The 25,900-nt window shown below is 61.7% G+C and carries 24 protein-coding genes and 1 pseudogene; 20 read left to right on the forward strand and 5 right to left on the reverse strand.

The window, feature by feature from the left end; all coding sequences use genetic code 11:
- Positions 1-127 precede the first annotated feature (127 nt).
- Together P5705_RS01395 and P5705_RS01400 are read left to right on the forward strand one after the other, a co-directional pair.
- A complete protein-coding gene (locus P5705_RS01395; RefSeq protein WP_248921046.1) occupies positions 128-292 on the forward strand; it encodes a hypothetical protein in 165 nt (54 codons plus the stop codon).
- A 116-nt stretch (positions 293-408) separates the two neighbouring features.
- On the forward strand, positions 409-1,290 hold the full coding sequence (locus P5705_RS01400) for a DMT family transporter (RefSeq protein ID WP_277459169.1): 882 nt from the start codon (positions 409-411) through the stop codon (positions 1,288-1,290).
- Positions 1,291-1,361: 71 nt separating this feature from the next.
- Here the strand turns inward: P5705_RS01400 and P5705_RS01405 are convergent, their stop codons facing one another.
- Positions 1,362-2,246, reverse strand: coding sequence for a DMT family transporter (locus tag P5705_RS01405; RefSeq protein ID WP_277459170.1), 885 nt, complete (start codon positions 2,244-2,246; stop codon positions 1,362-1,364).
- Positions 2,247-2,435: 189 nt separating this feature from the next.
- On the opposite strand from P5705_RS01405, the gene aceK reads away from it, so the two are divergent.
- Positions 2,436-4,151 carry a bifunctional isocitrate dehydrogenase kinase/phosphatase gene (gene aceK / locus P5705_RS01410; protein ID WP_277459172.1) on the forward strand — a complete coding sequence of 572 codons (1,716 nt, stop codon included), beginning with the start codon at positions 2,436-2,438 and terminating at the stop codon, positions 4,149-4,151.
- A 110-nt stretch (positions 4,152-4,261) separates the two neighbouring features.
- Here aceK and P5705_RS01415 read toward each other — a convergent pair whose 3' ends face one another.
- Complete coding sequence (locus tag P5705_RS01415; protein ID WP_277459173.1) at positions 4,262-5,110, reverse strand: DUF6279 family lipoprotein; 849 nt, start codon at positions 5,108-5,110, stop codon at positions 4,262-4,264.
- A gap of 118 nt (positions 5,111-5,228) precedes the next feature.
- On the opposite strand from P5705_RS01415, the gene P5705_RS01420 reads away from it, so the two are divergent.
- Complete coding sequence (locus tag P5705_RS01420) at positions 5,229-6,065, forward strand: CvfB family protein (RefSeq protein ID WP_277459174.1); 837 nt, start codon at positions 5,229-5,231, stop codon at positions 6,063-6,065.
- Here the strand turns inward: P5705_RS01420 and P5705_RS01425 are convergent, their stop codons facing one another.
- Positions 6,066-6,446, reverse strand: a complete 381-nt coding sequence (locus P5705_RS01425; RefSeq protein ID WP_213657860.1) for a hypothetical protein — start codon at positions 6,444-6,446, stop codon at positions 6,066-6,068. It lies immediately after the preceding gene.
- A gap of 190 nt (positions 6,447-6,636) precedes the next feature.
- Between P5705_RS01425 and P5705_RS01430 the strand changes: the two genes are divergently transcribed.
- Both P5705_RS01430 and def read left to right on the forward strand, forming a co-directional pair.
- A complete protein-coding gene (locus P5705_RS01430; protein ID WP_240063663.1) occupies positions 6,637-7,593 on the forward strand; it encodes a YihY/virulence factor BrkB family protein in 957 nt (318 codons plus the stop codon).
- Positions 7,593-8,129, forward strand: a complete 537-nt coding sequence (gene def, locus P5705_RS01435) for a peptide deformylase (RefSeq protein WP_277459177.1) — start codon at positions 7,593-7,595, stop codon at positions 8,127-8,129. Before P5705_RS01430 ends, def begins: the two co-directional genes overlap by 1 nt.
- Here the strand turns inward: def and P5705_RS01440 are convergent.
- Entirely contained in the window at positions 8,084-8,452 is a 369-nt protein-coding gene (locus P5705_RS01440; protein WP_346780500.1) for a GNAT family N-acetyltransferase, read from the reverse strand. The genes def and P5705_RS01440 overlap by 46 nt on opposite strands.
- Before the next feature lie 368 nt (positions 8,453-8,820).
- On the opposite strand from P5705_RS01440, the gene P5705_RS01445 reads away from it, so the two are divergent.
- Positions 8,821-9,078 (forward strand): DUF2790 domain-containing protein, encoded by a 258-nt coding sequence (locus P5705_RS01445; RefSeq protein WP_277459179.1) that lies wholly within the window; start codon positions 8,821-8,823, stop codon positions 9,076-9,078.
- A 126-nt stretch (positions 9,079-9,204) separates the two neighbouring features.
- On the opposite strand, the gene P5705_RS01450 is transcribed toward P5705_RS01445, so the two are convergent.
- Positions 9,205-10,566: a PLP-dependent aminotransferase family protein gene (locus tag P5705_RS01450; RefSeq protein ID WP_277459181.1), complete on the reverse strand. Its 1,362-nt coding sequence runs from the start codon at positions 10,564-10,566 to the stop codon at positions 9,205-9,207.
- 75 nt (positions 10,567-10,641) lie between these two features.
- Between P5705_RS01450 and P5705_RS01455 the strand changes: the two genes are divergently transcribed.
- The 13 genes and pseudogenes from P5705_RS01455 to P5705_RS01515 all read left to right on the forward strand — a co-directional run bounded on the left by P5705_RS01455 (position 10,642) and on the right by P5705_RS01515 (position 25,641).
- Positions 10,642-11,607: a threonine dehydratase gene (locus tag P5705_RS01455; RefSeq protein WP_277459183.1), complete on the forward strand. Its 966-nt coding sequence runs from the start codon at positions 10,642-10,644 to the stop codon at positions 11,605-11,607.
- Positions 11,608-11,901: 294 nt separating this feature from the next.
- Complete coding sequence (locus P5705_RS01460; protein WP_213657855.1) at positions 11,902-12,234, forward strand: type II toxin-antitoxin system HicB family antitoxin; 333 nt, start codon at positions 11,902-11,904, stop codon at positions 12,232-12,234.
- Positions 12,235-12,304: 70 nt separating this feature from the next.
- Complete coding sequence (locus tag P5705_RS01465; RefSeq protein WP_011535069.1) at positions 12,305-12,946, forward strand: LysE family translocator; 642 nt, start codon at positions 12,305-12,307, stop codon at positions 12,944-12,946.
- 336 nt (positions 12,947-13,282) lie between these two features.
- The gene (gene tssI / locus P5705_RS01470; protein WP_277459184.1) at positions 13,283-15,325 is read left to right on the forward strand and encodes a type VI secretion system tip protein TssI/VgrG; all 2,043 of its coding nucleotides are present in this window, start codon (positions 13,283-13,285) and stop codon (positions 15,323-15,325) included.
- Positions 15,315-16,055, forward strand: coding sequence for a DUF4123 domain-containing protein (locus P5705_RS01475; RefSeq protein WP_277459185.1), 741 nt, complete (start codon positions 15,315-15,317; stop codon positions 16,053-16,055). Before tssI ends, P5705_RS01475 begins: the two co-directional genes overlap by 11 nt.
- Positions 16,052-20,797: an RHS repeat-associated core domain-containing protein gene (locus P5705_RS01480; protein ID WP_277459186.1), complete on the forward strand. Its 4,746-nt coding sequence runs from the start codon at positions 16,052-16,054 to the stop codon at positions 20,795-20,797. Before P5705_RS01475 ends, P5705_RS01480 begins: the two co-directional genes overlap by 4 nt.
- 1 nt (position 20,798) lies before the next feature.
- A complete protein-coding gene (locus tag P5705_RS01485) occupies positions 20,799-21,191 on the forward strand; it encodes a hypothetical protein (RefSeq protein ID WP_277459187.1) in 393 nt (130 codons plus the stop codon).
- 459 nt (positions 21,192-21,650) lie between these two features.
- A complete protein-coding gene (locus tag P5705_RS01490; protein WP_277459188.1) occupies positions 21,651-22,406 on the forward strand; it encodes a hypothetical protein in 756 nt (251 codons plus the stop codon).
- 122 nt (positions 22,407-22,528) lie between these two features.
- A complete protein-coding gene (locus tag P5705_RS01495) occupies positions 22,529-23,245 on the forward strand; it encodes a hypothetical protein (protein ID WP_277459190.1) in 717 nt (238 codons plus the stop codon).
- An 85-nt stretch (positions 23,246-23,330) separates the two neighbouring features.
- Entirely contained in the window at positions 23,331-23,654 is a 324-nt protein-coding gene (locus P5705_RS01500; RefSeq protein WP_277459191.1) for a hypothetical protein, read from the forward strand.
- Positions 23,655-23,869: 215 nt separating this feature from the next.
- Positions 23,870-24,060: pseudogene (locus P5705_RS26290) on the forward strand (RHS repeat-associated core domain-containing protein); the annotation flags it as partial.
- 15 nt (positions 24,061-24,075) lie between these two features.
- Entirely contained in the window at positions 24,076-24,831 is a 756-nt protein-coding gene (locus P5705_RS01510; protein ID WP_277459203.1) for a hypothetical protein, read from the forward strand.
- A gap of 18 nt (positions 24,832-24,849) precedes the next feature.
- Positions 24,850-25,641: a hypothetical protein gene (locus P5705_RS01515; RefSeq protein ID WP_277459192.1), complete on the forward strand. Its 792-nt coding sequence runs from the start codon at positions 24,850-24,852 to the stop codon at positions 25,639-25,641.
- Positions 25,642-25,900: the final 259 nt, after the last annotated feature.

Below are 25,900 nucleotides of genomic sequence, written 5' to 3' on the forward strand. Positions count from 1 at the left end.
GGCTCCTACGGATATGCGCTACCCCTGTAGGAGCCGGCTTGCCGGCGAATAAGGTCGACAAGGCGTATTGCCCAGCCCTCGATTCACCGCTATATTCCGAAACACTCACTTCCCAGAAGACCTGTTCATGCCAGCCATCCCTTCCACCACCGCTTACGTTCTCGCGCCTGTCGCGGGCGTGGTCGTGCGTGGCAGCCAGCAGCCGGCCATGATCAGTCACTACCCACCACCTGTCAGTGGCGTCGTAGGCGGCGTAGCTCCGCCCGCTCGCGCAGTCGTGGTGCTGGGCTGACCGGCCGCTGGCCGTCTCCCCACCGCACGCGCACCCTACTGAACACGGTCGGCCATCCCCTCGCTACGCGATAGGCCCTCCGTACGGCTCATTTGCCCGTATACAGGTGGCAATACATGTCTGTCTTATCCAAAGCATCCGTGGCCTCGGCGGCCACTACCAGCCTGTTCGTCCTGCTGTGGAGCAGCGGGGCGATCGTCTCCAAACTTGGCCTGGCCCAGGCCAGCCCGTCTGCCTTCCTGCTGTTGCGCTCGGCGCTGGCGCTGTGCGGCCTGCTGCTGATCAGCCCGATGCTCGGGTTGCGCTGGCCGCGCAGCCGTGGCGCGATCCTGCGGGCCCTGGGCACCGGGGGCGTGCTGCTCGGCGCCTACCAGATCTTCTACCTGCTGGCGTTGAACACCCATGTCACCCCTGGCGTGATGGCCACGGTCATGGGCGTGCAGCCGATCCTCACCGTGGTCCTGATGGAGCGCCAGCGTTCCTTCAGCCGCCTGTTCGGCCTGGGGCTCGGGCTGGCCGGGTTGGTGATGGTGGTCTACCAGGGCATCAACCTGGGCGGGGTTTCGCTCGGCGGCATGCTGTTCGCCCTGCTGGCGCTGGCCAGCATGACCCTGGGCTCGATCCTGCAGAAGCGCATCACCGACAACCCCATGGGGACCTTGCCGTTGCAGTACCTGGCCGGGTTTGCCCTGTGCGCGGTGTTCGCGCCGTTCCAGGCGTTGCACGTCGAGTGGAACATGAGCTTCATCGGCGCCCTGTTGTGGATGGGGCTGGTGGTGTCGCTGCTGGCGACCCTGCTGTTGTACCGGTTGATCGCCAAGGGCAACCTGGTCAACGTCACCAGCCTGTTCTACCTGGTGCCGGCGGTGACCGCGGTGATGGACTTCATCATCTTCGGTAACCGCCTGGCACCCTTGAGCCTGCTGGGCATGGGGCTGATCGTGGTCGGGCTGCTGTTCGTGTTCCGCAAGCCGGCGCTACGCGCAGCCGAAGCGTAAACCTGTAGGAGCCAGCCTTGCTGGCGAATGCGGCCGCCTTCGCCAGCAAGGCTGGCTCCTACAAGGACGTGTCATGCTCTGGCAGGTTTGAGTACCAGCCAGAGCGCCGCGCCAATCAACACCCCGCCATACAGATGCGCCATCGACAGTGGCTCATCCAGCAGCCACGCCCCCCACAGCACCCCGAACACCGGAATCAGGAAGGTTACCGTACTGGCTTTGATCGGCCCGATCTCGGTCAGCAGGCGGAAGTACAGGATGTAGGCGAAGGCGGTGCACAGCAGCCCCAGGCCCAGCAACGACAACCACACCTCCCAGCCGCCCCAGCTGGCCGGTGGCTGGGTCAGTGCGCTCCAGGCGAACAGCGGGCTGAGCAGCAGCGTGGCCCCCAGCATGCTGCCCAGCGCCGACAGCCGGCTGTCCAGCCCGGCGACCCAGCGCCGCGCGAGAAAGCCCGCGAACCCATAGCAGGTGGTTGCCGCCAGGCACGCCAGGCACGCCAGGGCGCCCTGCACCAGGGCCATGTCCAGCGCCACCGGGCCGGCGCCGCTGAGGATGCCGACACCGAACAGGCCAAGGAAGATCCCGCACAGTTTGGGCAGGGTCATCGCCTCGCGGAAGAACAAGGCCCCGATCAGCACCCCCATCAATGGCGTGGTGGCGTTGAAGATCGCCGAGTAGCCGGCCGGCAGCACCTGTGCGGCCACCGAATAGAAGGTCGCCGGGATACCGGAGTTGATCATCCCCAGCACCAGGCAGGCCCCCAGCTTTCCCTGGAAGTCCCAGCGCACCCGTGCCGCGGCGAGGATCGCCACCAGCCCCAGGCAGGCGATGGACACGCGGAAAAACGCCGTCGGCACCGTGCCGAGCTCGGGGGCGATGATGCGCATGAACAGGAAACTCGCCCCCCAGACGGCGGCGAGGGTCAGCAGGCGGGCTAGGGCGGTGGGGCTCACGGTGTTCTCCGGCGGTAGGGCAGGGGCGCGAGTGTACGTCAGGGGATGGCGTGATTCTTGTGCTTTCTTGCTGTGTAAACGGGTGAGGCGGTTCGCCGGCAAGCCGGCGCCTACCGGATTGCGGGGGCTGGCTTGCCGGTGAGTGGAATGGGCTAAGCTCAGCGCTGCACCCTGCACCGGAGGCTCCGCATGACCCAACCCTGGCCCGCCGCCGAGATCGCCCGTGTGATCCTCGACGGTTTCGACGACTACCGCGAGCATTTCCGCCGCATCACCCTCGGTGCCCGTGAGCGCTTCGAGCAGGCGCAATGGCAGGACATCCAGCGTGCGGCGGCGGCGCGCATCAACCTGTACGAAGAGAAGGTCGCCGAGGCCAACGGCTGGCTACGCAAGGAATTCGCGGCGCAGACGCTGCTGGACGTCGAGCAGTGGCCGCTGGTCAAGAACGCCTATATCCGCCTGATCGACCCGCGCCTGGACGATGAGTTGTCGGAGACCTGGTACAACTCGCTGTTCTGCAGCCTGTTCAGCCATGACCAGATCAGCGACGGCTGCATGTTCATCCACACCACCCGGCCTTCGATGCGCAGCCACGAGCGCGCGGCGCAGACCCGCACCTATGGGCTGGCGGATGGGCTCAAGGGGTTGTTGCGGGCGATCTTCGCCGACTATGCGTTCAACGTGCCCTATGGCGACCTGGAATCCGACCTGTCGCGCCTTGAGGAGCAGTTGCGCGAGTGCCTGCCCGACTGGGTCTGCAAGGACCCGCAGCTCAAGGTCGAGCTGTTCACCCCGGTGCTCTACCGCAACAAGGGCGCCTACCTGGTCGGGCGCCTGTACACCCCCGACGAACAATGGCCGCTGGTGATCCCGCTGCTGCACCGCGAGGGGCACGGGATCGAGGCGGATGCGCTGATCACCGACGAAGCCGAAGTGTCGATCATCTTCTCCTTCACCCGCTCGTACTTCATGGTCGACGTGCCGGTGCCAGGCGAGTTCGTCAACTTCCTCAAGCGCATCCTGCCGGGCAAGCACATCGCCGAGCTGTACACCTCGATCGGCTTCTACAAGCACGGCAAGTCGGAGTTCTACCGTGCCCTGATCAACCACCTGGCCGGCAGCGACGACCGCTTCGTCATGGCCCCGGGGGTGCGTGGCATGGTCATGAGCGTGTTCACCCTGCCGGGCTTCAACACCGTGTTCAAGATCATCAAGGACCGCTTCTCGCCGTCGAAGACCGTCGACCGCGCCACGGTGATCGAGAAGTACCGCCTGGTGAAGAGTGTCGACCGTGTCGGGCGCATGGCCGATACCCAGGAGTTCGCCGATTTTCGCTTCCCGCAGGGCAAGTTCGACCCAGAATGCCTGGCCGAGTTGCTGGAGGTGGCGCCCTCCACCGTGAGCCTGGAAGGCGACACGGTGCTGATCCGCCACTGCTGGACCGAACGGCGCATGATCCCGCTCAACCTGTACCTGGAGCACGCCAGCGAGGGCCAGGTGCTGGAGGCGCTGGAGGACTACGGGCTGGCCATCAAGCAACTGGCGGCGGCGAACATCTTCCCTGGCGACATGCTGCTGAAGAACTTTGGTGTCACCCGCCATGGCCGGGTGGTGTTCTACGACTACGACGAGATCAGCTTTCTTACGGAGGTCAACTTCCGGCATATCCCGCCGCCGCGCTACCCCGAGGACGAGATGTCCGGGGAACCGTGGTATTCGATCGGGCCCCACGACGTGTTTCCGGAGGAGTTCCCGCCGTTCCTGTTCGCCGATATCGGCCAGCGCCGGTTGTTCAGCGGGTTGCATGGGGAGCTGTATGACGCTGATTACTGGAAGGGGTTGCAGGAGGCCATTCGCGGCGGGAAAGTGATCGATGTGTTTCCGTATCGGCGCAGGGGGCGCTGAAAGCGTGGGACTCCCTGTAGGAGCGGCTTCAGCCGCGATGCAGGCAGCGCGGTGCCTGGCACCCGCTTCGCAGGTGATCGCGGCTTAAGCCGCTCCTACAGAGGCCTTACTCAACGCTTCAGGCACTTCATTTCACTGAAATCCCCCCGCACCTTGCCCAACTGCTGTTGCAGGTACTGACGCTGCGCCGGGCTGCTCTGTTTCATCAGGTCCACCAGCAGGCTGCGCGCCTCGTGTTCGCTGCTCTGGAACGCCTGGCGATACTCCGGCGTCCACAGGCTTTCCTTGCGCTGCAGCAACTGCGCCAGGCGCGGCTCGAAACTGGCGTCGCCACGCTGGTTGAGCGCCAGCACCAGTTGTTGCTGCCAGTGGGCGCGGTTGGCGATCCACTGGCGGTTCTGGTCGCCCAGGGCCTGGGACCAGCGCATCACCCGCTGATGCTGCTCGGTGCTGAGCTCGCCCAGCCAGGGCTCCAGGCGCTTCTGCATGCGCGTGGCGCGCTGCTCGATCTGCTTGACCAGCGGCGTGTCGGCGTAGGTTTTCTGGCGCTTGGCGATATCGGCGCGAAACGCCTGGCGCATTTCGGCGACCTGCTCGTCGCTCATGCCGCGCAGCAGTTCGGTGGCCGAGGGGGTAATGGCGGCGGCAACCCGGCCAATGGCCTGGCGCGCTTCCCGGGCACGCTGTTGCAAAGCGTCATCGGTCACCGCGTCGTTGGCGACCATCGAGCGCACCTGGTCGAGCCAGTCGAGGTAGCCGGGCAGTTGCGTGCGGCAGTGCCAGGCCAGTTGCTCCTTGAGCCGTTCGTCGAGCAAACGCTTCTGCTCGCGGTTCATGTCCAGGTAATCACCCAGCGACCAGGGCACCAGGTGGTCGAGGTTGCGGTAGGCCACGTCGATGCGGTTGCAGGCCGCCAGGGCGAGGGCGACGGCAACGGCGATGAACAGGTGCTTGAGCATGGGCGGATCCTTGCAGGGCTGGGACGCAAGGACGCGCGGCGGTTCCGGCGATTGGACGCTCGGGCAGCCGGGCGGGTCAGGTGTTAGAATAGCCGCCTTGTCTTGAGGATCTTCGGAAATGGCTCTGCTTGGGCGTTACAACAGTTTGCAAATCGTGAAGCACGTGGAATTCGGCCTGTACCTGGACGGCGGCGCCGACGGGGAAATCCTGCTGCCACGGCGTTACTTCCCCAAGGACGCCGAGCTTGAACTCGACGACTGGCTCAACGTGTTCATCTACCTCGACAGCGAAGACCAGCTGATCGCCACCACCGAGAAGCCGAAAATGCAGGTGGGCGAGTTCGCCAGCCTCAAGGTCAAGGACATCAACGGCGCGGGCATCTTCCTCGACTGGGGCCTCTCGAAGGACCTGCTGATGCCGTACTCGGAGGAGTCCAGGCCGCTGAAGATCGGCGACTACTGCGTGGTCCACGCCTACCTCGACAAGCGCACCCGGCGCATCACCGCCACCGCCAAGCTGGACCGCTACCTGGACCGCACCCCGGTGGACTACAAGGCCGGCCAGCCGGTCGAGCTGCTGGTGGCCGGCGAGACGCCCATGGGCTTCAAGGCGATCATCAACAACCGCCACTGGGGCCTGATCCACAAGAACGAGGTGTTCAAGTTCCTGCGTTCGGGCATGCACGAGAAGGGCTTCATCAAGGAAGTGCGCCACGACGGCAAGATTGCCCTGAGCCTGCAACCGGTCGGCGAGGCGCTCACCGACGCCCTGCACGAGCAGATCATGCAGCGCCTGGAAGCCGCTGGTGGCGTGCTGCCGGTATGCGACAAGAGCGACCCGGCGGTAATCAGCCAGATGTTCAACGTCAGCAAGGGCAACTTCAAGAAGGCGATCGGCGCGCTGTTCAAGCAGGGCCGGATCGTCATCCATGACGATCGCATCGAGCGGGCCTGATCAGGCCTGCACGAAGGTCCGGAAGTCCAGCTGCTCGCCGCCCGGGCGGGTGTCGCGCAGCAGCGAGTCGCGGTCGGCGCTCAAGGCCAGGCTGATGGTGGAGCGGCGCTTGCCGGGGTGGCGCACTTCCATCTGCTCCTGATGCGCGCGCAGGAAGTTGACCGGCACCTTCAGGTGCTGCAATTCGTCGGTTTCCGGGGTGTGCAGCAGCAGGTTGACCCAGTCGGGCTGGCCCTTGCGCAGCAGTGCCACCGGCACTTCGAACCACCACAGGTTGCGCTTCTTGTCGAGGATGGCGAACAGGGTGTTGTCGCGGTCGAGCACCGGCCGGGTCAGCGCCGCGTTGCGGCGGGCGATGGCGGTGGGTTTGTCGAGTTTCATGCAGGTTCCTGCGGGTTGACGCTAGAAAGGCCTGACATTGTGCTAGGTGGCGCGGGGCACGGCAAGCGCCGAACCTGTCATCTCGGGTGTAGCCGTTTTCTTGCAATTGGCGTTGAGTAGTCACAGCTCGGGCGCGGTCTATTAGACTTGTCCGTATTGCCACGACGATCAAGCGGCGAAAGGAGACGCTATGATTTTCCCCGAGCTGCGCGGCTTGCCCCTGCACCGCGTGCTGGTGCGCACCGTCAAGGAGTTCCTCGACGACGAGATGTCCACCTATGCCAGCGCGCTGGCCTACCAGATGCTGTTCTCGCTGTTCCCCTTCCTGTTGTTCCTGATCGCCCTGATCGGTTTCCTGCACCTGCCGGACTTCTTCTCCTGGCTGCGCCTGCAATCCGAACTGGTGCTGCCACCCCAGGCCCTGGAGCAGGTCAACCCGGTGATCGACCAGTTGCAGCAATCGAAGGGTGGCTTGCTCTCGGTGGGTATCGTGATCGCCCTGTGGACGGCCTCGGCCGGCGTGCGCCTGATGATGAGCGCGATGAACGCCGCCTACGACGTGCCCGAAGGGCGGCCGGTGTGGAAGCGCTTCCCCTTGTCGATCATCTACACCGTCGGCATCGCCGGCATGCTGCTGGCGGCGGCCGCGCTGATGGTGCTGGGGCCGCAGGTCATGGAGTGGATCGCTTCGCAGGTGGGGCTGGAAGAGGCGGTGGTGGTCGTATGGACCATCCTGCGTTGGCCGGCGATCATCATCCTGATGATGGTGGCGGTGGCCTTGATCTACTACGTCATGCCCGATGTGAAGCAGAAATTCCGCTTCATCACCCCAGGCTCGGTGCTGGCGGTGGTGGTGTGGATCGTCGCCTCCCTGGGCTTTGCCTACTACGTGAAGACATTCGCCGACTACAACGCCATGTACGGCAGCATCGGTGCGATCATCGTGCTGTTGCTGTACTTCTACATTTCCGCCGCGGTGCTGTTGCTGGGGGCGGAGATGAACGCGGTGATCGAGCACATGTCGGCCGAAGGCAAGAACCCGGGCGAGAAGGACTTCGCGGGCGACCAGCACCGGGATACCATCACCGTGCTCGGCCATGAGCACCCTGTCGAACACGCCCCCCAGACCCGCGAGCCGAATACCTGATGATCCGTGACATTCTCAAGATGGGCGATGAACGCCTGCTGCGCATCGCCCCGCCGGTCCCCGAGCACATGCTGGGCAGCCCGGAATTGCGCCAGCTGATCGACGACATGTTCGAAACCATGGCCCACGTCGGTGGCGTGGGCCTGGCCGCGCCGCAGATCGGCACCGACCTGCAGCTGGTGATCTTCGGCTTCGAGCGCAGCGAGCGCTACCCGGATGCCGAAGCCGTGCCCCGGACCATCCTGCTCAACCCGGTGATCACGCCGATGTCCACCGAGGTCGAGGATGGCTGGGAGGGCTGCCTCTCGGTGCCGGGGCTGCGTGGCGTGGTGCCGCGCTACAAGCACATCAGCTATACCGGCGTCGATCCTGACGGCAACCCGATCGATCGTTTTGCCGATGGCTTCCATGCGCGGGTGGTGCAGCACGAATGCGATCATTTGATCGGTCGCCTGTACCCCTCGCGGATTCAGGATTTCGGCAAGTTTGGCTACACCGAGGTGCTGTTTCCCGGGCTCGATGTGGCGGACGACTGATCACGTGCCATCGCCAGCAGTGGCTTGCTGCGCTGATAGCGGGCCAGGCGCGAGGCCAGCGCTTCGGGCAGTTCGATGGCGGGCGTGAAGCCTAAACGCTGGTAGAACGGCTGCAGGCCCGGGTGGCAGAACAGCCAGGTCGGGCCTGGGCGCGCCGCCAAGGCTGCTTCTACCAGGCGTGATGCGACCTGCCGCCCACGCCACTGTGGCGCGACGAACAGGCCGGTCAGCCAGTGGCCGTCCGCCACGGCCAGCAGGCTCATCCCTGCAACGATTTCATCGGCACGGGCCACCCACAGTTCCCCCTCGCCGCTGGCGCGCATGCGCGAGCCGTGCTGGCGATAGAAGTGCTCCAGCAGGCGGCGTTGCAACTGGGGAAGGTGCATGCAGGTCAGCGCGGTCAAAAGTGTTCTCACCGTAGGAGCCGGCTTGCCGGCGAATGTGCCAGAACAGGCACCTGAACGTTAGGCCCCGCTTTGTCGCAGATTGTTGCAAATCCGACAAGGGTGAATATCCGACATAAGGGTTCAACTATTCCGGACGGGGAGTAGACTTTCCCTCATCCCCCCGGCAGTACGATAAAGCGGGATCGGTACTTCGTGTCATCCCAGCAGTCGATGACAACTTCTCCGCGCCATTGACGGCATCAGAAGTCACGCGATCAGCTTGATAGCCATCAAGGTCGATATCCATGAAAGCCTTACTGATTCTTGCATTGGTCGGTATGTCCTCGTTCGCCTACGCGGACCAGGCCAAGACCGCAGCCACCCAACCCGCGGTCGAGCAGTACGACTATTCCACCAACCTCGACATCAAGCGCGTGATCAGCTTGTCGACCATCCCCAACGTGTGCGAAGTGGTGCCCGCCACCATGACCTATGAAGACCATCAAGGGCAGGTGCACACCCTCCAGTACCGCGCCCTGGGCGAGGGTTGCCGGTTGAACTGAGCCGCACGCAATCCCTGTAGGAGCGGCCTTGTGCCGCGAAAGGGTTGCGTAGCAGCCCCAGATTTCAGCGTTGGTGCAAAGATCGCTGGGGCCGCTTTGCGGCCCTTTCGCGGCTCAAGGCCGCTCCTACAGGGGCAGGTGTAGATCCCGGACGAGCTCCAGCCCCTGCTTCAACTGCGCCCGGCTGTGCGCCGCCGACAGGCTGACCCGCACCGCCCGCACGCTGTCCGTGCCCACCGCGAACACACTGGCCGGCACGATCTCCACCCCCTGCGCCCGACACCGGGCCACCACTGCCTCGGCGTCTCCTGGCGTGGCCAGCCAGGCATGGGGCGAGGGTATGCCCGCGATAGGCAGCGCATCCCCCAGCAGCGCCCGCGCCAGGCGCCAGCGTTCGCCAAGTTCCTCCCGCTGCCAAGCCAGGCGCCTGGCGGCGGTGCCGTCGGCGATCCACTGGCAGGCGATACGCAGGTTAAGCGGCGATACCGACCAGTGAGTGGCCTGGGCATAAGGGTCGATCTGCTCCAGCAAGGCTGGCCGGGCCGCGATCCAGCCCAGGCGCAGGCCTGCAGCCACGGTCTTGGACAAGCTGCTGATCAGCACGCCACGGCCTTCGAGCAGAGGGTAGAGCGGTGGCTGATTGGTCAAGGCGCCGTACACGTCATCCTCGATCACCAGCAACTCATGGCGTTTGGCGACGTCCGCCAACGCCCGGCGCCGGGCTTCGCCCATGCAGGCCCCGGTGGGATTGTGCAGGGTCGGCGTGGTCACCAGCATCCTTGCACCGCTTGCCCGGGCGACACGGTCCAGCTCATCCGGGCGCAGGCCCTGGTCATCCAGGGCCACGCCATGCACCGGCAGGCGCAGCTGACGGCAGGCGGCCTTGATGCCCGGTGCGGTCAACGCCTCGAGCATCACCGGCTCACCCGCCTGGCACAACGACTGCAACACGAGGGTCAGCGCCTGTTGGGCACCGCCGCAGAACATCACCTCCTCTGGTGCCAGGTCCAGGCCACGATTGGCCAGCCAGCGGGCGCCCTGGATCCGCCCCAGCATCAGTTGTTCAGGCCCCAGGTAATGGTCGAGCAGGGCGGTTTCTCCCTGTTCGAGCAAGCCACGTAGGCTCTGCTCGAGGTCGCGATTGTGCGGATCGGCCACCGGCACGTTGGTCGACAGGTCGATCAGCGGATGCTGGCGGTCGGGCTGCTTGAGGCGGAACAGCGTCGCCTCCTTGCTCCCCGCCAGCACATAGGTGCCACGGCCCACCTCGCCGGAGACCAGGTGCCGCGCCGCCGCTTCGCGGTAGGCCTGCTGGGTGGTGCTGGGGTTCAGCCCCAGGGCCCAGGCCAGGCGTCGCTGCGGTGGCAGGCGCTGGCCGACCGTGAGCTCGCCGCGCTCAATGGCGCTGGCGATGGCGTCGACCAACGCGAGATAGCGGGGCTGGCTGTTGTCCGGCAGTGTTGGCGTCCACACGAAATTGCTACCCATGCAATATATACTTGGACCCATACAATGCCCGGCGCTTAGCATCGGTTCAACCCCAACCGATGAAGGATGCCCGCCATGTTCGACCTGCCCGCCCTGCGCGAAGCCGCCACGTTCGTCCACCAGCATGTTCCGCCGACCCCGCAGCACGCCTGGCCGCTGCTGGCCGAGCGGTTGGGTTGCCAGGTGTGGGTCAAGCACGAGAACCATGCGCCCACCGGTGCCTTCAAGGTGCGCGGTGGCCTGGTCTACGTGCGCGCATTGCTGGCCAGCGGCCAGGTGCCGCGCGGGCTGGTTACCGCGACCCGGGGCAACCATGGCCAGAGCATGGCCCTGGCGGCGCGCCAGGCCGGCCTGCCGCTGGTGATCGTGGTGCCGCAAGGCAACTCCCGCGAGAAGAACGCCGCCATGCGCGCACTGGGCGCCGAGCTGGTGGAGCACGGCGTCGACTTCGACGTGGCGCGGGAGGAGGCGGCGAGGATCGCCGAGGCCCGTGGCTATGCGATGGTGCCGTCGTTCCACCCGGAGCTGGTGCGCGGCGTGGCCACCTATGCCCTGGAGCTGTTCGAGGCGGTGAGCGGGCTGGATTGCGTGTATGTGCCGATCGGCATGGGCTCGGGCATCTGCGGGCTGATCCAGGCGCGCAACCTGCTGGGGCTGGACACCGAGATCGTCGGTGTGGTCTCCAGCGCGGCGGACGCCTATGCCCAGAGCTTCGAGCTGGGGCGCATCGTCACCACCACCACCGCCGATACCTTCGCCGACGGCATGGCCTGCCGCGTGCCCCATCCGGAGGCCTTCGCCCTGGTCCGCGAAAATGCCGCGCGCATCGTGCGGGTGGATGACCGTGAGATCGCGGCCGCCATGCGCCTGTACCACGAAGCCACCCACAACACCGCCGAAGGGGCCGGCGCCGCAGCCTTGGCGGCGTTGCTGCAGGAGCGCGGGCGCCAGGCCGGCAAGCGTGTCGCGGTGGTGCTCAGCGGGGCGAATGTGGACCGGGCGCGATATGCACATGTGTTGGCGGGGGATGAAAAATCCTGAATGAATGTCATGGGAAAAGTGCTATCTTATTTTGATAGCATTTCCCGATGAACACTCGATATCGCAAAATTCTGGACAGCATCTTCAGAACGCCGACTACTGCTTCTCTGCAATTTGCCGAGATCGAAGCATTGGTGTTGTACCTGGGTGGCTACTCGAACGGCAAGGCTCCAGGGTCAAGATCCAGCTCAGTGGCCAGTTCTGGCGATGCCATCGTCCACACCCTGGCAAGGAGGCCAGGCGATATCAGATTGAAGAAGCCCGCGAGTTCCTGTTGCGGGCAGGAGTCCGACCATGAGTTGCATGCGTTACAAGGGCTATGCCGCACGTGTCGAGTACGACGAGCGCGACGATATCTTCGTTGGCCGCGTGCTTGGCCTGCGCGACATCATCAGCTTCCACGCAAGCTCGGTTCCCGAGCTGCATGAGGCATTCCGCGAGGCACTGGATGACTACCTGGCCGACTGTGCAGAGCAGGGCATCACCCCGGAAAAACCGGCTTCCGGCAAGGTCATGCTGCGTATTCGCCCTGAAGTCCATGCCGCCGCCAGCATTGCTGCGAGGGCGGCGGGAAAGAGCCTGAATCAATGGGCTGACGAAGTCTTCGAGCAGGCCGCGATGGCCTGACAGGGTTGGCGCCATTCGTCGGCATGGCTATTGTGGCGCACCATCAATCCAGTACGCATATGAGTCTTGCATGCCCTTCTCCAACGGTTTCCTGCTCAGCCTGTCCCTTTGCCTGGATATCGGCATTGCCAACATCGCGATGATCACCCTGGCCATGCAGCGCGGGTTCCTCCAGGGGTTCTGGCTGGGCCTGGGCACCTGCGTCGGCGACCTGGTCTACGCGATTGCCGCGCTGGCCGGCATGACCGTGCTGCTGCAGTTCGAAAGCGTGCGCTGGACCCTGTGGCTGGGCGGCTCGGCGCTGCTGGTGTGGTTCGCCCTGAAGATGCTGCTGGCGGCCTGGCGCGGCGGGCACCTGGAGTCGCGGGGCGAGGTGGTGGTGGAGTCGGGCTGGCGCGAGTTCCTGCGCGGGATCTTCCTGGCCATGTCCTCGCCCAGCGCCATCCTCTGGTTCGCGGCGGTGGGCGGGGTGCTGATCTCCAGGTCCGGTGGCGGCAGCCTGCTCGACGCGGGGTTGTTCCTGGGGGGCTTCTTCGCCGCCGGGCTGGTCTGGTGCCTGTCGCTGTGCGGCATCGCCAGCCATGGCGGGCGCCTGCTCGGTGACCGGCTGCTGACGTGGTCCTACCTGCTGTCGGCGGCCATTTTCTGCTATTTCGCGGTGTATGTGATTGTCTCCGGTTATCGCGAATTCATCCTCGCTGCATCCGTTTGAATGTTCGTTGCGGATGTGTGGTGCGAACTTTTGTGTTGTCTTGTTTATAAGTTCGTTTAGATATTTTTAGGTTTGTAAGAAGCCTCCTACTTAGTATTGGGAGGCGTCTTATTGATTGTTTTGTATGGGTAATTATTTGTCGTTTTTCGATATAAAAACAAATTGAAATAAATTCGAGTTTTTCTTTTCAAATCATTTGCTTGTGTATGGTTGCGCAAAAGTTGCGCACTTTCATTGCCTTATGCTTCGGGTACTTCTCAACGGCTTCAACGCGCCCCGTACTTGCACTTTCGTGTGGGTGCGGCGCCGTGAGCGTACCTGGCATAAGGATGGCGAATGTTCGGATCAGGAGATCAGCCCCGATTCACCTTGCAGATCCACGGTGTTCAAACGGATTTGCAAGTATTGCGCTTCACCGGCAAGGAGGCGCTCGGCACGCCTTACCAGTTTGCAGTCGAACTGGTCAGCGAAGACCCGGCCATCGACCTGGAACACCTGTTGCACAAACTGGCGACCTTACAGATCGGCGGCGACGGCCAGTGCATTCACGGGCAGATCGCCTGCGTCTCCCAGGGCGACACCGGCGCCCGGCTGACCCACTACCGGCTGGAGCTGGTCCCACGCCTGGCCTACCTCGAACACAACCGCGACCTGCGCATCTTCCAGCAGCAGACCGTGCCGCAGATCATCGCCGCGGTGCTCAAGGCCCATGGCATCCTCGCCGACGCCTACCGCTTCCAGCTCGGCCCCACGGTCTACCCCAAGCGCGACTACTGCACCCAATACGACGAGACCGACCTCGCGTTCATCCAGCGCCTGTGCGCGGAGGAGGGGCTGCACTACCACTTCGAGCACAGCGCCGACGGCCACCTGCTGGTGTTCGGCGACGACCAGAGCGCCTTCCTGCGCCTGGCCCGGCCGACCCGCTTCGCCCCCGACAGCGGCCAGGCCCGGGACCAGCCGGTGGTCAACCGGTTCGGCGCGCGGGTGGCGGCCCGCACCGCCAGGGCCAGCCGACGCGGTTACGCCTTCGAAAAGCCCAACCTGGTGCTGCATGGCGCGCACCAGCCCGAGCTGCCCGTGCCCCAGCCGGACGTCGAGGACTACGGTTTTCCCGGGGACTTCACCGACCGCGAAGACGCTCGCCATGTGAGCCAGCGGTCCCTCGAAAGCCTCCGGGCCGACTACCTGCAAGCCGAGGGCAAGAGCGACCAGCCAGCCCTGCGCAGTGGCCATTTCTTTACCCTCGAAGCGCACCCCCGGGACGCGTGGAACGCGCTGTGGCTACTGGCCGAGGTCACCCACGAAGGCCATCAGCCCCAGGTCCTGGAAGAGGCTGGCGGTGAAGGCGGGGCGGCGACCTGGCAGGGCTACCGCAACCAGTTCAAGGCGTTGCCTTGGGGCACCCCTTATCGGCCACCGGTGCCCAGCCAGCGGCCACGCATCCATGGCGCCCAGACCGCCAGGGTGACCGGCCCGGCAGGCGAAGAGGTCCACTGCGACGCCCTCGGCAGGGTCAAGGTGCAGTTCCACTGGGACCGCGACGGCCAGCGCGACGAAAAGACCAGCTGCTGGCTGCGCGTGGCCAGCAACTGGGCGGGCAACGGCTACGGCAGCCTGGTCATTCCCCGGGTTGGCATGGAAGTGCTGGTGGCGTTCCTCGACGGCGACCCCGACCGGCCGGTGGTTGCTGGCTGCCTGTACAACGCCGCGCACCTGCCGCCCCTCGAACTGCCGGCAAACAAGACCCGCAGCGTGTTCAAGACTGCCAGCTCGCCGGGGGCCGAAGGCAGCAACGAACTGCGCATCGAAGACCGCCAGGGCCACGAGCAGATCTTCATTCACGCCCAGCGTGACTGGGAACAGAACGTCGGCAACGACCAGCGCGTTCAGGTCCGCAACGAGCGCCACGACACCGTGCGGGGCGATGTCCACAGCGAGTACCACGCCCAGCACCATCGCACCGTGCACGGCGACCGCAAGACCGAACTGCGCGGCGACGATCACCTGAGCATCGCCAACTCCCGGCATATGAAGCTCGGCCAGGCGTTGCTGGTCGAGGCCGGGCAGGAGGTTCATCTGTCAGCCGGCAGGCGGCTGGTGCTCGATGCCGGCAGCGAGGTGGTGCTGCGTGCCGGTGGCGGTTTTGTGCGGGTCGATGCCAATGGGGTGACGTTTGGCAAAGGGCTCTATGTCGACTCAGACGGCCAGGTCGCTGGTGGCACCCCGGCCATGCCCCTGCTTCCGGGCGCCACCGCCCAGGCCGAGCAGGCCGTGGCAGGCCGGCCGTTGACCCAGGCGCAGCTCGACACCTTCCGCCGCAACGCCGCGTTCTGCGAAGAGTGCGAGCGGTGCAAGGAGGGCGCCTGTGACCTGTGAAACCCTCACCCCCGAAGCCTGGCTTGCGGCCAATCCCCTGGTCGATGGCGAACGCCTGTACGCGGTGTTCGGCAGCGTCAGCGAGGCCGACGTGCTGGCGGCCTACCGCCGACACGACGGTTTTCAGGTACCCCTGCCGTTGTGGAAAGGCACCCCCTACGCCGGCTGGCTCGAAGCCATGCCCTACCTGGTGGAAGCCACGCCCCAGGGTGAGTTCCTCGCCTGGTGCGGCACTGTCCGCTGCCGTGACTGGGGCTGGCTGGCGGTGTCGTCGCACCCGCCTGCGCAGGTGTTCGAGTACCTGCGCAGCCTGACCCAGGTGAAGCTGCCGGACGGCACTGCGGTGTTCCTGCGCCTGTGGGACGGCCACCAGTTGCTGGCCCTGCTCGACCACGAGCAGGCCGGCTCGCCCGCGTTGCTGCCGGTGTTCAGCCGGGTCTGGAGCAACGGCCAGGCGCGCTCGTTGCGCCAGGCCGCGCGCCTGAACATCGAGCCATTCCCCTGGTGGCCGGTCAGCGCCGAACTGCTCGAGCACCTGCTCCAGCGCGACCCCGGCCCGGTCATCGACAACCTCATGCAATGGCTGCGCGAGGCCCACGCCGATCTCTACTTCGCCCTCCCCGAGGCCACCCTGCGCTGCAAGGTCGAGCGCCTGGCCCTGGGTGCCCCGCTCGACACGCCAGCCATGGAACGGCTGCTGGCGCACGTGAACAAGGACATCACCCCATGAGCCTCCTGATCTACGCCAAGTTCCTCTACGACAACCTCGACGCCCGCAAGCCCGACGGCCCGGCGCGGATCGCCCATTTCCGCCAGCACAGCCTGGCCACTTTCGAGCAGCTGCAGGACAGCCTGTGGCTGGGCTGGGCGCTGAACCTGGAACAGGAGCTGCGCTTCACCGACAGCGAAGGCAACGAGGTGCTGCGCCAGGCCAAGGGGCTGGGGGCGCGCACGATCACCGGCTACGCCAACTGCCCGGCCAATGGCGTGCTGAACATCGTGCACCGCTTCGAGAGCCTGGCCTTCGTGCCCATCGGCGGCACGCCTTACGCGCTGGTGGAGCAGGTGCCCCCAGGCCAGGCCCCGCAGCGCTTCGAGGGCCTGCTCGACGAGCACGGCCGGGCCACCATCAGCGGCTGCCACGCCAACCGCCGCTACACGCTGCTGTTCCACCCCAAGGTCGGCCCGGCCGAGATCCAGGCGCTGCACGGCTCCTACGACGGCCTGCTCGACCAGCTCAAGGGCTGGCTGGACAGCGAGTGGGCCGAGCGCATCGGCCCGCACTGGGACCGCATGCCGCCGGTCGGCTCGTTGCAACGCCTGAAGGACATCAACTCGGCGATGTTCAAGGGCGTGAGCAGTGTGCTGATGAACCTGCTCGACGACCTCAAGACCCTGGTCAAGCTGCTGTTCAACCTCGATGGCGCCCGCGACAAGCTGTTGCAGCACATCAGCGAGGCGGACTTCCAGAAGCTCAAGGCCCAGGCGGCCAGCCTGCTGCATACCGCCAACCTGATGCTCCACGACGAGCTGCTGATGTTCTTCCACGCCACCGCGATCCTGCAGTGGCTGGCCCTGACCCCGCCCGAATGGCAGGCCCAGGCCTTCGCCATGCTCAATGCCGGCCTGCTGCTGGACGTGCTGTTGGGCATCGTGCTGTCCGGTGGCCTGGGCCTGGCGTTCCGGCTGACCGCCAAGGGCCTCAAGCATGCGGGCGGCGTTGCCAGCGACCTGCTCGGCAGCCTGCAACGGCTGATCGACCTCAGCCGCGACCACGCCCTGGCGGCCCATGCCCGCCTGGCCAAGCCGCTGCTGACGGGCGGCAGCGTCGAGGTCAACAGCGCGGCCAAGGTGCCGCTGGCCATCAAGAGCGCCGCGCAAGACCTCGACATGCTGGTGGACGATGCCGTCTCGGTGGTGCGCGGCAAGCGTCAGGCTGCGCTGCGGGTGGAGCCGGAAGCGGACCTGCCCGACGCCCCCAGCCAGCCCCGCACCCCCAGCGACAAGCCCGCCCAGCGCGCCGACGAGACCGTCACCAACCGTTGCCCGGTGTCGATGGTCACCGGCGAGGAGCTGCTCACGCTGCAGGATGCCGAGCTGTTCGGCGTGCTGCCGCTGGCCTGGGTGCGGATGTACCGCACCAGCGCGGCCGAGATCGACCACGGCCTGGGCCCCGGCTGGAGCCACAGCCTGTGCCACCAGCTGGAGGCCGACGGCCAGGGCGTGGTGTGGTGCGACCACGAGAACCGCCGCACCCGCTTCCCGATGCCCGACAGCCGCCGGCCATTCATCTGCAACAGCCTGAGCAACGCGGCGATCTTCCTCGGTGAGGCCGAGGGCGAACTGGTGATCGCCGAAGCCGGCGAGCGCCCGCGCTACCTGCATTTCATCGACGGCCGCCTGGTGGCCCTGAGCGACGCCTACGACAACCGCCTCACACTCGGCCATGACCGCGCCGGCCGCCTGGAACACGTCGACAACGGCGCCGGCAACCGCCTGTACCTGGCGTACCAGGGCAGCCGCCTGGTGGCGCTGGAGCTGCAGGTGCGCCAGCCGTTGCTGGACGCGAAGGGGCGCGAGCAGTCGCCCTGGGTGCGCGTGGCGACCCTGGCCAGCTACCACTACAACGACGCCGGGCAACTGACCGAGGCCGGCAACGGCCTGGATGAGCGCGAGCGTTACCGCTACGACGCCGCCAACGTCATCCTCGAGCGGCGGCTGGCGGGCGGCGCGGCGTTTTATTGGGAATGGGAGGGCGAAGGCAAGCAGGTCCGCTGCGTGCGCCACTGGTCCAGCGTGCCGGGCCTGGAGGCGCGCTACCAGTGGGACGGGCAGGGCGCCGTCACGGTGCACAACGCCGACGGCAGCCAGCAGGTGTACCAGCACGACGACAAGGCCCGGCTGGTGCGCCAGGTCGACGCCGACGGCGCCGAGCACCACAAGACCTACGACGACCACGGCCGCCTGGTGGCCGAGCGCAATCCGCTGGGCGCCGAAACCGTCTACAGCTACGACGACGCCGGGCACTTGCTGTCGGTGCAGCCCGATGACGGCGAAGCGACCCACTACCACTACCGCGACGGCCATGTCTGCGAAGTGCGTCGCGGGCAGGCCCGCTGGCTGTACCAGCGCAATGCCCAGGGTGACGTGATCCGCCAGACCGACCCGTGCGGGCAGGTCACCGGCTACCTCTACGATACACAGGGGCGCCTGGTCGGCATCCGCCAGGCCGACGGCAGCCTGCACGAGCTGGGCTGGAGCGCCGCCGGGCAGCTGGTCAGCGAAACCCTGCCGGGCGGCGGCTCGCGGCGCTACCGCTACGATGCCCTGGGTCGCCTGGTGATGCGCCAGCGCGAGAACGCCGCGGTCACCCAGTACAAGTGGGACCTGGCCGGGCGCGTGAGCGAGGTGTCGTTGCCCGGTGGCGGCGTGCACCGCTATGAATACAACGCCTATGGCCGGGTGACCGCCCAGCGTGACGAGCTGGGGCGGGTGACCCGCTTCGAGTACGACGACGGGCTGCACCTGCCGTCCCGGCGCATCGACCCCGATGGCAGCTTTCTCAGCTACCGCTACGACAATCCCCAACTGCAACTGTCGGAGGTGGTCAACGCCCGCGGCGAACACTACCGCCTGGCCTACCACCCCAACGGCCTGCTCGCCGAGGAGACCGGCTTCGACGGGCAAGTCACCCGCTACCGCTACGACCTCAACGGCCAGTTGCTGGAAAAGGCCGAGCATGGCGAGACCGGCGAGCCGTGGTTGACCCGCTACACCCGGGACAAGCAGGGCCGCTTGCTGGTCAAGACCCTGCCCGACGGGCAGCAGGTCGAGCACAGCTACGACGCCCTCGGGCGCCTGGTGCAGGTGGATGACGGCCACTGGCCGCTGGCCTACACGTATGACCTGTGCGACCGCCTGGTCACCGAGCACCAGGGCTGGGCAACCTTGCACTACGGCTACGACGCCATGGGCCGGGTCAGCCACTGCCGGCTGCCCGACGGCAGCCGCCTGGACTACCGCTACCAGCCCGGCGACTACCTGCAGGCCATCGACCTCGACGGCCAGCGCCTGACCGCCCACCGCACCCACCACGGCCGCGAGGTGGCCCGCCAGCAGGGCGACCTGCTCAGCCAGTTCCAGTACGACGGCCAGGGCCGCCTGCTGGCCCAGCGGGTCGATCGCAAGGAAGGCTCGGTGTTCCTGCGGCGTTACCACTACGACGACAGCGGCAACCTCACCCGCCTGGAGGACACCCGCCGCGGCACCCGCACCTACCAGTACGACCCCCTGGACCGCCTGACCGCCGTGCGCGGCGAACTGGCCGAGTACTTCGTCCACGACCCCGCCGGCAACCTCCTGGCCCAGAGCGGCCTGCGCGGCGCCCCGCTTGATGTGCGGGTCGAGGCCAACCGCCTGTTGATGCACGGCGACAGCCACTACGACTACGACCGCTTCGGCAACCAGGTGAGCGAACGCCGCGGCCATGGCCAGCAACTGGTCACCCGCTACCACTACGACAGCCAGCACCGCCTGGCCTGCGTCGACCTGCCCGACGGCCGCCAGGCCCGCTATCGCTACGACGCCTTCGGCCGCCGCGTGTCCAAGGCCGTCGGCGACACCGTCACCACCTTCATCTGGCAGGGCGAGCGCCTGCTGGCCGAGCATTGCCAGGGCCGCTGGCGCAGCTACGTCTACGAGCCCGGCGGCTTCCGCCCCATGGTGATGCTGCTGCGCGACGGCGACGGCCCCGCCGAAACCCTGCACTACCACCTCGACCACCTCGGCACGCCCCAGGAGCTGACCTCGAGCAGCGGACGGGTTCGCTGGTCGGCGCGCTACCGCGCCTACGGCCATGTCCTGCGCCTGGACGTGGACCACATCGACAACCCCCTGCGGTTCCAGGGGCAGTACTACGATGAAGAAACCGGGCTGCATTACAACCGGCACCGTTATTACAACCCACAGACAGGGCGGTATCTAACGCCGGATCCGATTGGATTGGCGGGTGGGGTCAATGGGTATTTGTATGGTGTGAATCCGACGGGGTGGGTGGATCCGTTGGGGTTGGTGGGTTGTTGTCCAGAGGAAGGTTGGACGTTTAATCCTAATAAGGATCTAGATTATCGAGATTTACCTGGTAATCCCTATGAGCAGGTAAGAAAGGCATTGGATGAAGCTTTTCGTCGGACGGGAGTGCCAAGGTCCGAATTTAAAGTTACGAAGTGGGGGAAGGATCAATATGGGAAGTCGCATCCAACCGAGTGGTCTGTCAAGAGTGGCCCTTATAGAGGAGCTGAAGTGAATATTGATGATCCAGGGCTTGTACCTAGCGCAGAGGGACCGAAGATTCCTCATGTTGGTTATCAGGCCGCCGGCAAACGGTCACGCGCGGGTGGTGTACGAGGTCACATACTTGTGCAGAGAGTCCATGTGAGTAGAAGTAAAATATCCACTGAGAAGGGGCGGTGATGTGGAATATTTGAAGATTGAAATTGAAGAAGAGATTAAGGCTAGCTCGATTAAGGCTGAGCGGGTTGAAGGGAGTGGGTTGCGAGGCTTGCTAGATTATTTGGATCTGAATTTTTATGGTGGTTGCGGGAATCTTGATTCGTTTTATATGCAGAGGGTTTGTAGGTATTATGATGAAAACTTCTGGAGAAGCATATCAAAACAGCCTGAAGAGTTTGTGTACTTGTTGGTGGTGGATGAAAAGTGGCATGCCTGGAAGTTTGAACGTAAGGAGGATCTACAGCTTTTGATAAACGAAACTACGGCGTTTAGATTTTGGCTGCTGGATGCTACAAGGCGCGTGTTGGTGTATTTCGGAGATAGTGATTGTGTGCATTGGTCGCGAATCGAGTGATTGTGTTGGAGGAGGGGTGTACGTGTTGAACGAGATATGAAGAAGACTTTGTATGTCTGATGGTTTTTGATGGGGGGTGGCATGTTTGGAGGTTTGAGTCGCCAGGTGATTTGCAATTCATACTTGGTCAAACTACAGGGTGCGTGTTTTGGTTGCTTAACTCCACTAAGAAGGCTTTGATTTGTTGCGGGGATAGTAATGAGGTGGTTTGGTCGCGTGCCGAATAAAAAGCGGTCAACGTCCTGTGAGTGTAGCTTGTTTTGGTTATGCTTTGAGCTTTGATTTTAGAGATTTTATATCTTAGTGGGCTGAGGGCGGCCTTAAGTGAATATAGTGAGGTGGTTGGGGCGAAGAAGACTGTGTATTTCCTGCATTGTGACGGCATAAGGTTTGCTGTTTGTTTGGATAGGGATGCAAGAGTTATCACTAATTTCCATTCGTCTATTGAGAGAGACTAAAATGCTTAGCGTTGATGATAGAGAGATAATGAGGGCTTGCATGGGGGTGCTATATATGTCGGATGGCTTGAAGTATGAGAGTTGTCTGGATATTTTAATTGACAGTCTTCTGAGGTTTGAGGGTGTAGGGCTGGAGATGGTAGGTGTTTATCTTGGGTGTGATAGTGATTCTCTAAGTATTCCAGATTATTTGGATCCTTATGGGTTTGATATGTCTTTCGAGTATGTGGGTGAGAATGTTGTTTGCTCAATGGCTGAAGGCGCAAAGTATATAGAGGAATGGTGTGATAGGGAGGTGGTTACTGATAGAGGGGCAGTGATTGAAGGGTGTAAGAAGCTGGTGGGGCTCTATAGTGGTATGAGTGACCTCACTCTGAGCGAAATACCTGGGAAATGTTTATTTGATATGTTTGTTGGTTCTGGTTTGAATGGAGGGGACTATATTGAGGTCGTGGTTGAGTCCCTCTTGAGGTGCGAGGGGGTAGGTTTAGGCATGTCTGGAGTATATCTGGGGTGCGATGGTAATTCTGAAGACATTCCTGCATATCTGAGATATGAGAAGCATAAGATGTCGTTTGATTTTGCGGGCGAGCATGTTGTTTGTCCTATGTTTGTAGGTGCTTGTTATATTCGCGATTGGTGTGAGAAGAATGTCTGCTGTAAAGGTTTTAATTCTAGGAGAGGGAAGATAATGGGGGCTTGTAATGATCTGGTGAGGCTCTATGAAAGTTTTGATGATGCAAAGCATGGGGTTTAGAAGGCTATGCAGAGGTTGCTCTGAAGTTCTAGTTGGAGTGATGGCCAATTTTTGTTAGGTCGTGAGGCGGTGGAGGGTTGAGTGTGCTAAGTAAGGTTGAAAGTGAAATAGTGAGTACCTGTATGCTTGATTTCAAGATTTCCACAGGTATTGATGGTGTGAGTTTGATTAGGGTGCTGATTGAGGATTTGCTTAATTTTGAAGGTATTGGCACAGAGATGTCGGGGGTCTTCCTAGGGTGTGATAGAGACATGCTCGGTATTCCAGATTATTTGGACTCCGATGGGTTTGAAATGTCGTTTGAGTATATGGATGAGTATGTTGTTTGCTCAATGGCTGAAGGCGCAAAGTATATAGAGGAGTGGTGTGATAAAAATGTAGTCTTTGAGAGGGAGTCAGTAATTTGTCTCTGTAGAAAGCTGGTGAGGCTTTACAGTGGCATGACTGATCTTGTGCGTAGTGATGTTCCGAAAAACAGCTTGTTGGATTTTTATCTTTGCTCCAGTTTGCATGTGGATAGCTATATTGGAGTTTTGTTGGAGTGTCTTTTGAGCTTCGATGGGGTGGGGGTAGGTATGTCGGGAGTGTATCTGGAATGCGATGAGGATCCAGATAATATCCCGGTTTACCTGAATCCTGAAGGGGCTAATATGTCATTTGAGTTTTTGGAGGAGTACGTTGTTTGTTCTATGTCTGTTGGGGCTTGTTATATTCGTGATTGGTGTGGGAAGAATGTTCGTTCTGAAAAGACTGGTTCTGAAAGGTCAGTGGTAATGGCTGGGTGTGATAAGTTGGTGGAGCTCTACAAGGGGTATGATGACGCTAGAGTTGGTGTTTAAAAAAAGGTATTAGTTTAGTAGTCCACTATGGAGCGGATTTCGAAGGGGCTTGATGACGTACTATGGGGCACCGTCAGATGTGTGTGTGCGAGTTTCCGAACTGCTAGGTCTAGCTGTTGAGGAAATGGGAGAAGATTGGGAAATAATTCTGGCCGACATTTCCTTTATTTTTCCGGCGATTCATATTCTTGAAGAGTGTAAGGAGTCTTGGATGGTTAGGGCTGCTGTCGGATGTATTTTGGTGGAGAGCTTGTATGGATATAAGTTGGATGAAGGGGCTAATAATTTTTTGCATGAAGAAGCCTACTCTGCGCTTCGTGTGGATTCAGAGGTTATAGATGCTGTGAGGGATTTTTGGATTGGGGGTGGGGTTCGCAGTGCATACATAAGGGATCTATTGTTGAAATAGTTAAATCAAATCTTGTGCTTGCAGGGGCAATCTGGAGAAGGGTAAGTCCCTGCTCGCAGGGGTACTCTCAGGTCTGTCGAGCAGTTCCGTAGACGGGATAGTGACTTCCGCTACATAGCGATGTTTTTGCGCGACGGCGATGGCCCCGCTGAAACCCTGCATTACTACCTCGACCACAGGTTCTGACATCGAGCAGCGGGCTCGTTCGCTAGTAGGCGCGCTACCGCGCCTGTGGCCATGTTCTGCGTCTGGATGTGGACCACATCGACAACCCCTGCGGTTTCAGGGGCAGTACAACGATGAAGAAACCGGGCTGCATTGCAACCGGTACCGTTATTACAACCCACAGACAGGGCGGTATCTAACGCCGGATCCGATTGGATTGGCGGGTGGGGTCAATGGGTATTTGAAGGGGGCTAATATGATTGACGCTAACAATGAGAAGGTAATGAAAGCTTGTATGGATGTGTTTGAAGTGACGAGTAGCTTAGAGTATCGTAGTTTTATAGGTGTATTACTCGATGGGCTTCTGGACTTAAAGTGTGTTGGGTTGGAAATGGCAGGTGTCTATCTTGGGTGTGATAGTGATCCTCTAAGTATTCCAGATTATCTGGATGTTGAGGGTTTTGATATGTCGTTTGAGTATATGGATAGGTATGTTGTTTGCTCTATGGTTGAAGGTGCTAAATTCATAGAGGAGTGGTGTAGTGCTAATGTTGTCGCGGAAAAGGAGAGGGTAGGTAACTCTTGTGATAAGTTGGTGAGGCTTTACGGTGGTATGACTGTCCTTGTTAAGAATGAAATTCCTAAAGATTGCCTTTTGGGTGTTTTTATTTGTTCTGGCTTTGGTGTGAATGGTTGTATTGAGGATCTGCTTGAGTCTCTCTTGAGTTTCAAGGGAGTAAGTGTAGGTATGTCTGGGGTTTATCTGGGGTGTGATGAGGATCCGGAAAATATCCCAGCGCATTTGAGTGGCAAAGGGGTTGAGATGTCATTTGGTTATATGGGTGAGTATGTCGTTTGTTCCATGTCTGTTGGGGCTTTTTATATCCGTGATTGGTGTGAAAAAAACGTCCGATCTGAAGGTGTTGGGTCTGAAAGGGTAGCGATAATGGCTGCCTGTAATAGGCTGGTGAAGCTCTATGAAGATTTTGATGATGCAAAGCATGGACTTTAGAAGGTTGTGCTGTGTTGTATGGGTGTAATTAATTTTTATTTTGTGAGGGGCTTGATGTTTACTTGTGATGAAGAAGGGGTGATGAGGGCGTGCATGCAGATTTTTTATGTGTGGAATGGGGTGGGGTATGATAGTGATATGGATGTTCTACTTGATGGGCTTCTGGATTTTGAGTGTGTGGGGTTTGAGGTGGGGGGAGTATTTATTGGGTGTGATAGTGATCCTCTCAGTATTCCGGATTATCTGGATATTGAAGGCTTTGATATGTCGTTTGAATATTTTGATGAGAGTGTTGTTTGTTCGATGGCTGAGGGTGCTAAGTATATAGAGCGGTGGTGTGATGCGAATGTGATTACAGACTGGGAAAGGGTAAAGGATTCTTGCAAGAAATTGGTTAGATTGTACGGTGGCGTGAGTGATCTTGTTAGGAGTGAAATCCCTAAAAATTGTCTTATGGATATTTATCTTTGCTCCGGCTCTGGTGTGGATAGTTGTATTCTGGGTCTGCTCAAGTCTCTCTTGGCTTGCAAGGGGGTAAATATAGGTATGTCTGGGGTGTGTCTGGAATGCGATGAGGATTCGGAAAATATCCCGGTGTACTTAAACCCTGAAGGAGCTGAGATGTCGTTTGAGTTTAAGGGGGAGTACGTCGTTTGCTCTATGTCTGTGGGGGCTTTCTATATTCGCGATTGGTGTGGAAAAAATGTCCGCTCTGAACGCGTTGGCTCTGAGAGTGTGATGATAATGGTTGCCTGTAATAAGTTGTTTAAGCTATATGGGGGTTTTGATGATGCAAGATATAGGTTTTAGGCGGCTGTGTAGTGCTTGGTTTGTGTGTCTGGCTAGTTTTATAATTTGTTTTTTGGCTTGTAGGGCTGTTTGGCAGATTTTAGGGGGTAAGTAGTTATGCAATTAGGCAGAAGGCTTCTTGAGCCTATAGCCCAAATCCCCCGGATTGACGCAAACGCAAGCTGCCACTACCGTGCCTCCAAGCCCCAAGGCAACGCGCAGCCCCGGCCGAAAGGTTCCCAGGAATGCGCCCACCGAGACCCGCCCCCATGCCCCAGCC

It is taken from the genome of Pseudomonas entomophila (assembly GCF_029478665.1).
In the GTDB taxonomy this organism is placed as follows: domain Bacteria; phylum Pseudomonadota; class Gammaproteobacteria; order Pseudomonadales; family Pseudomonadaceae; genus Aquipseudomonas; species Aquipseudomonas entomophila_F.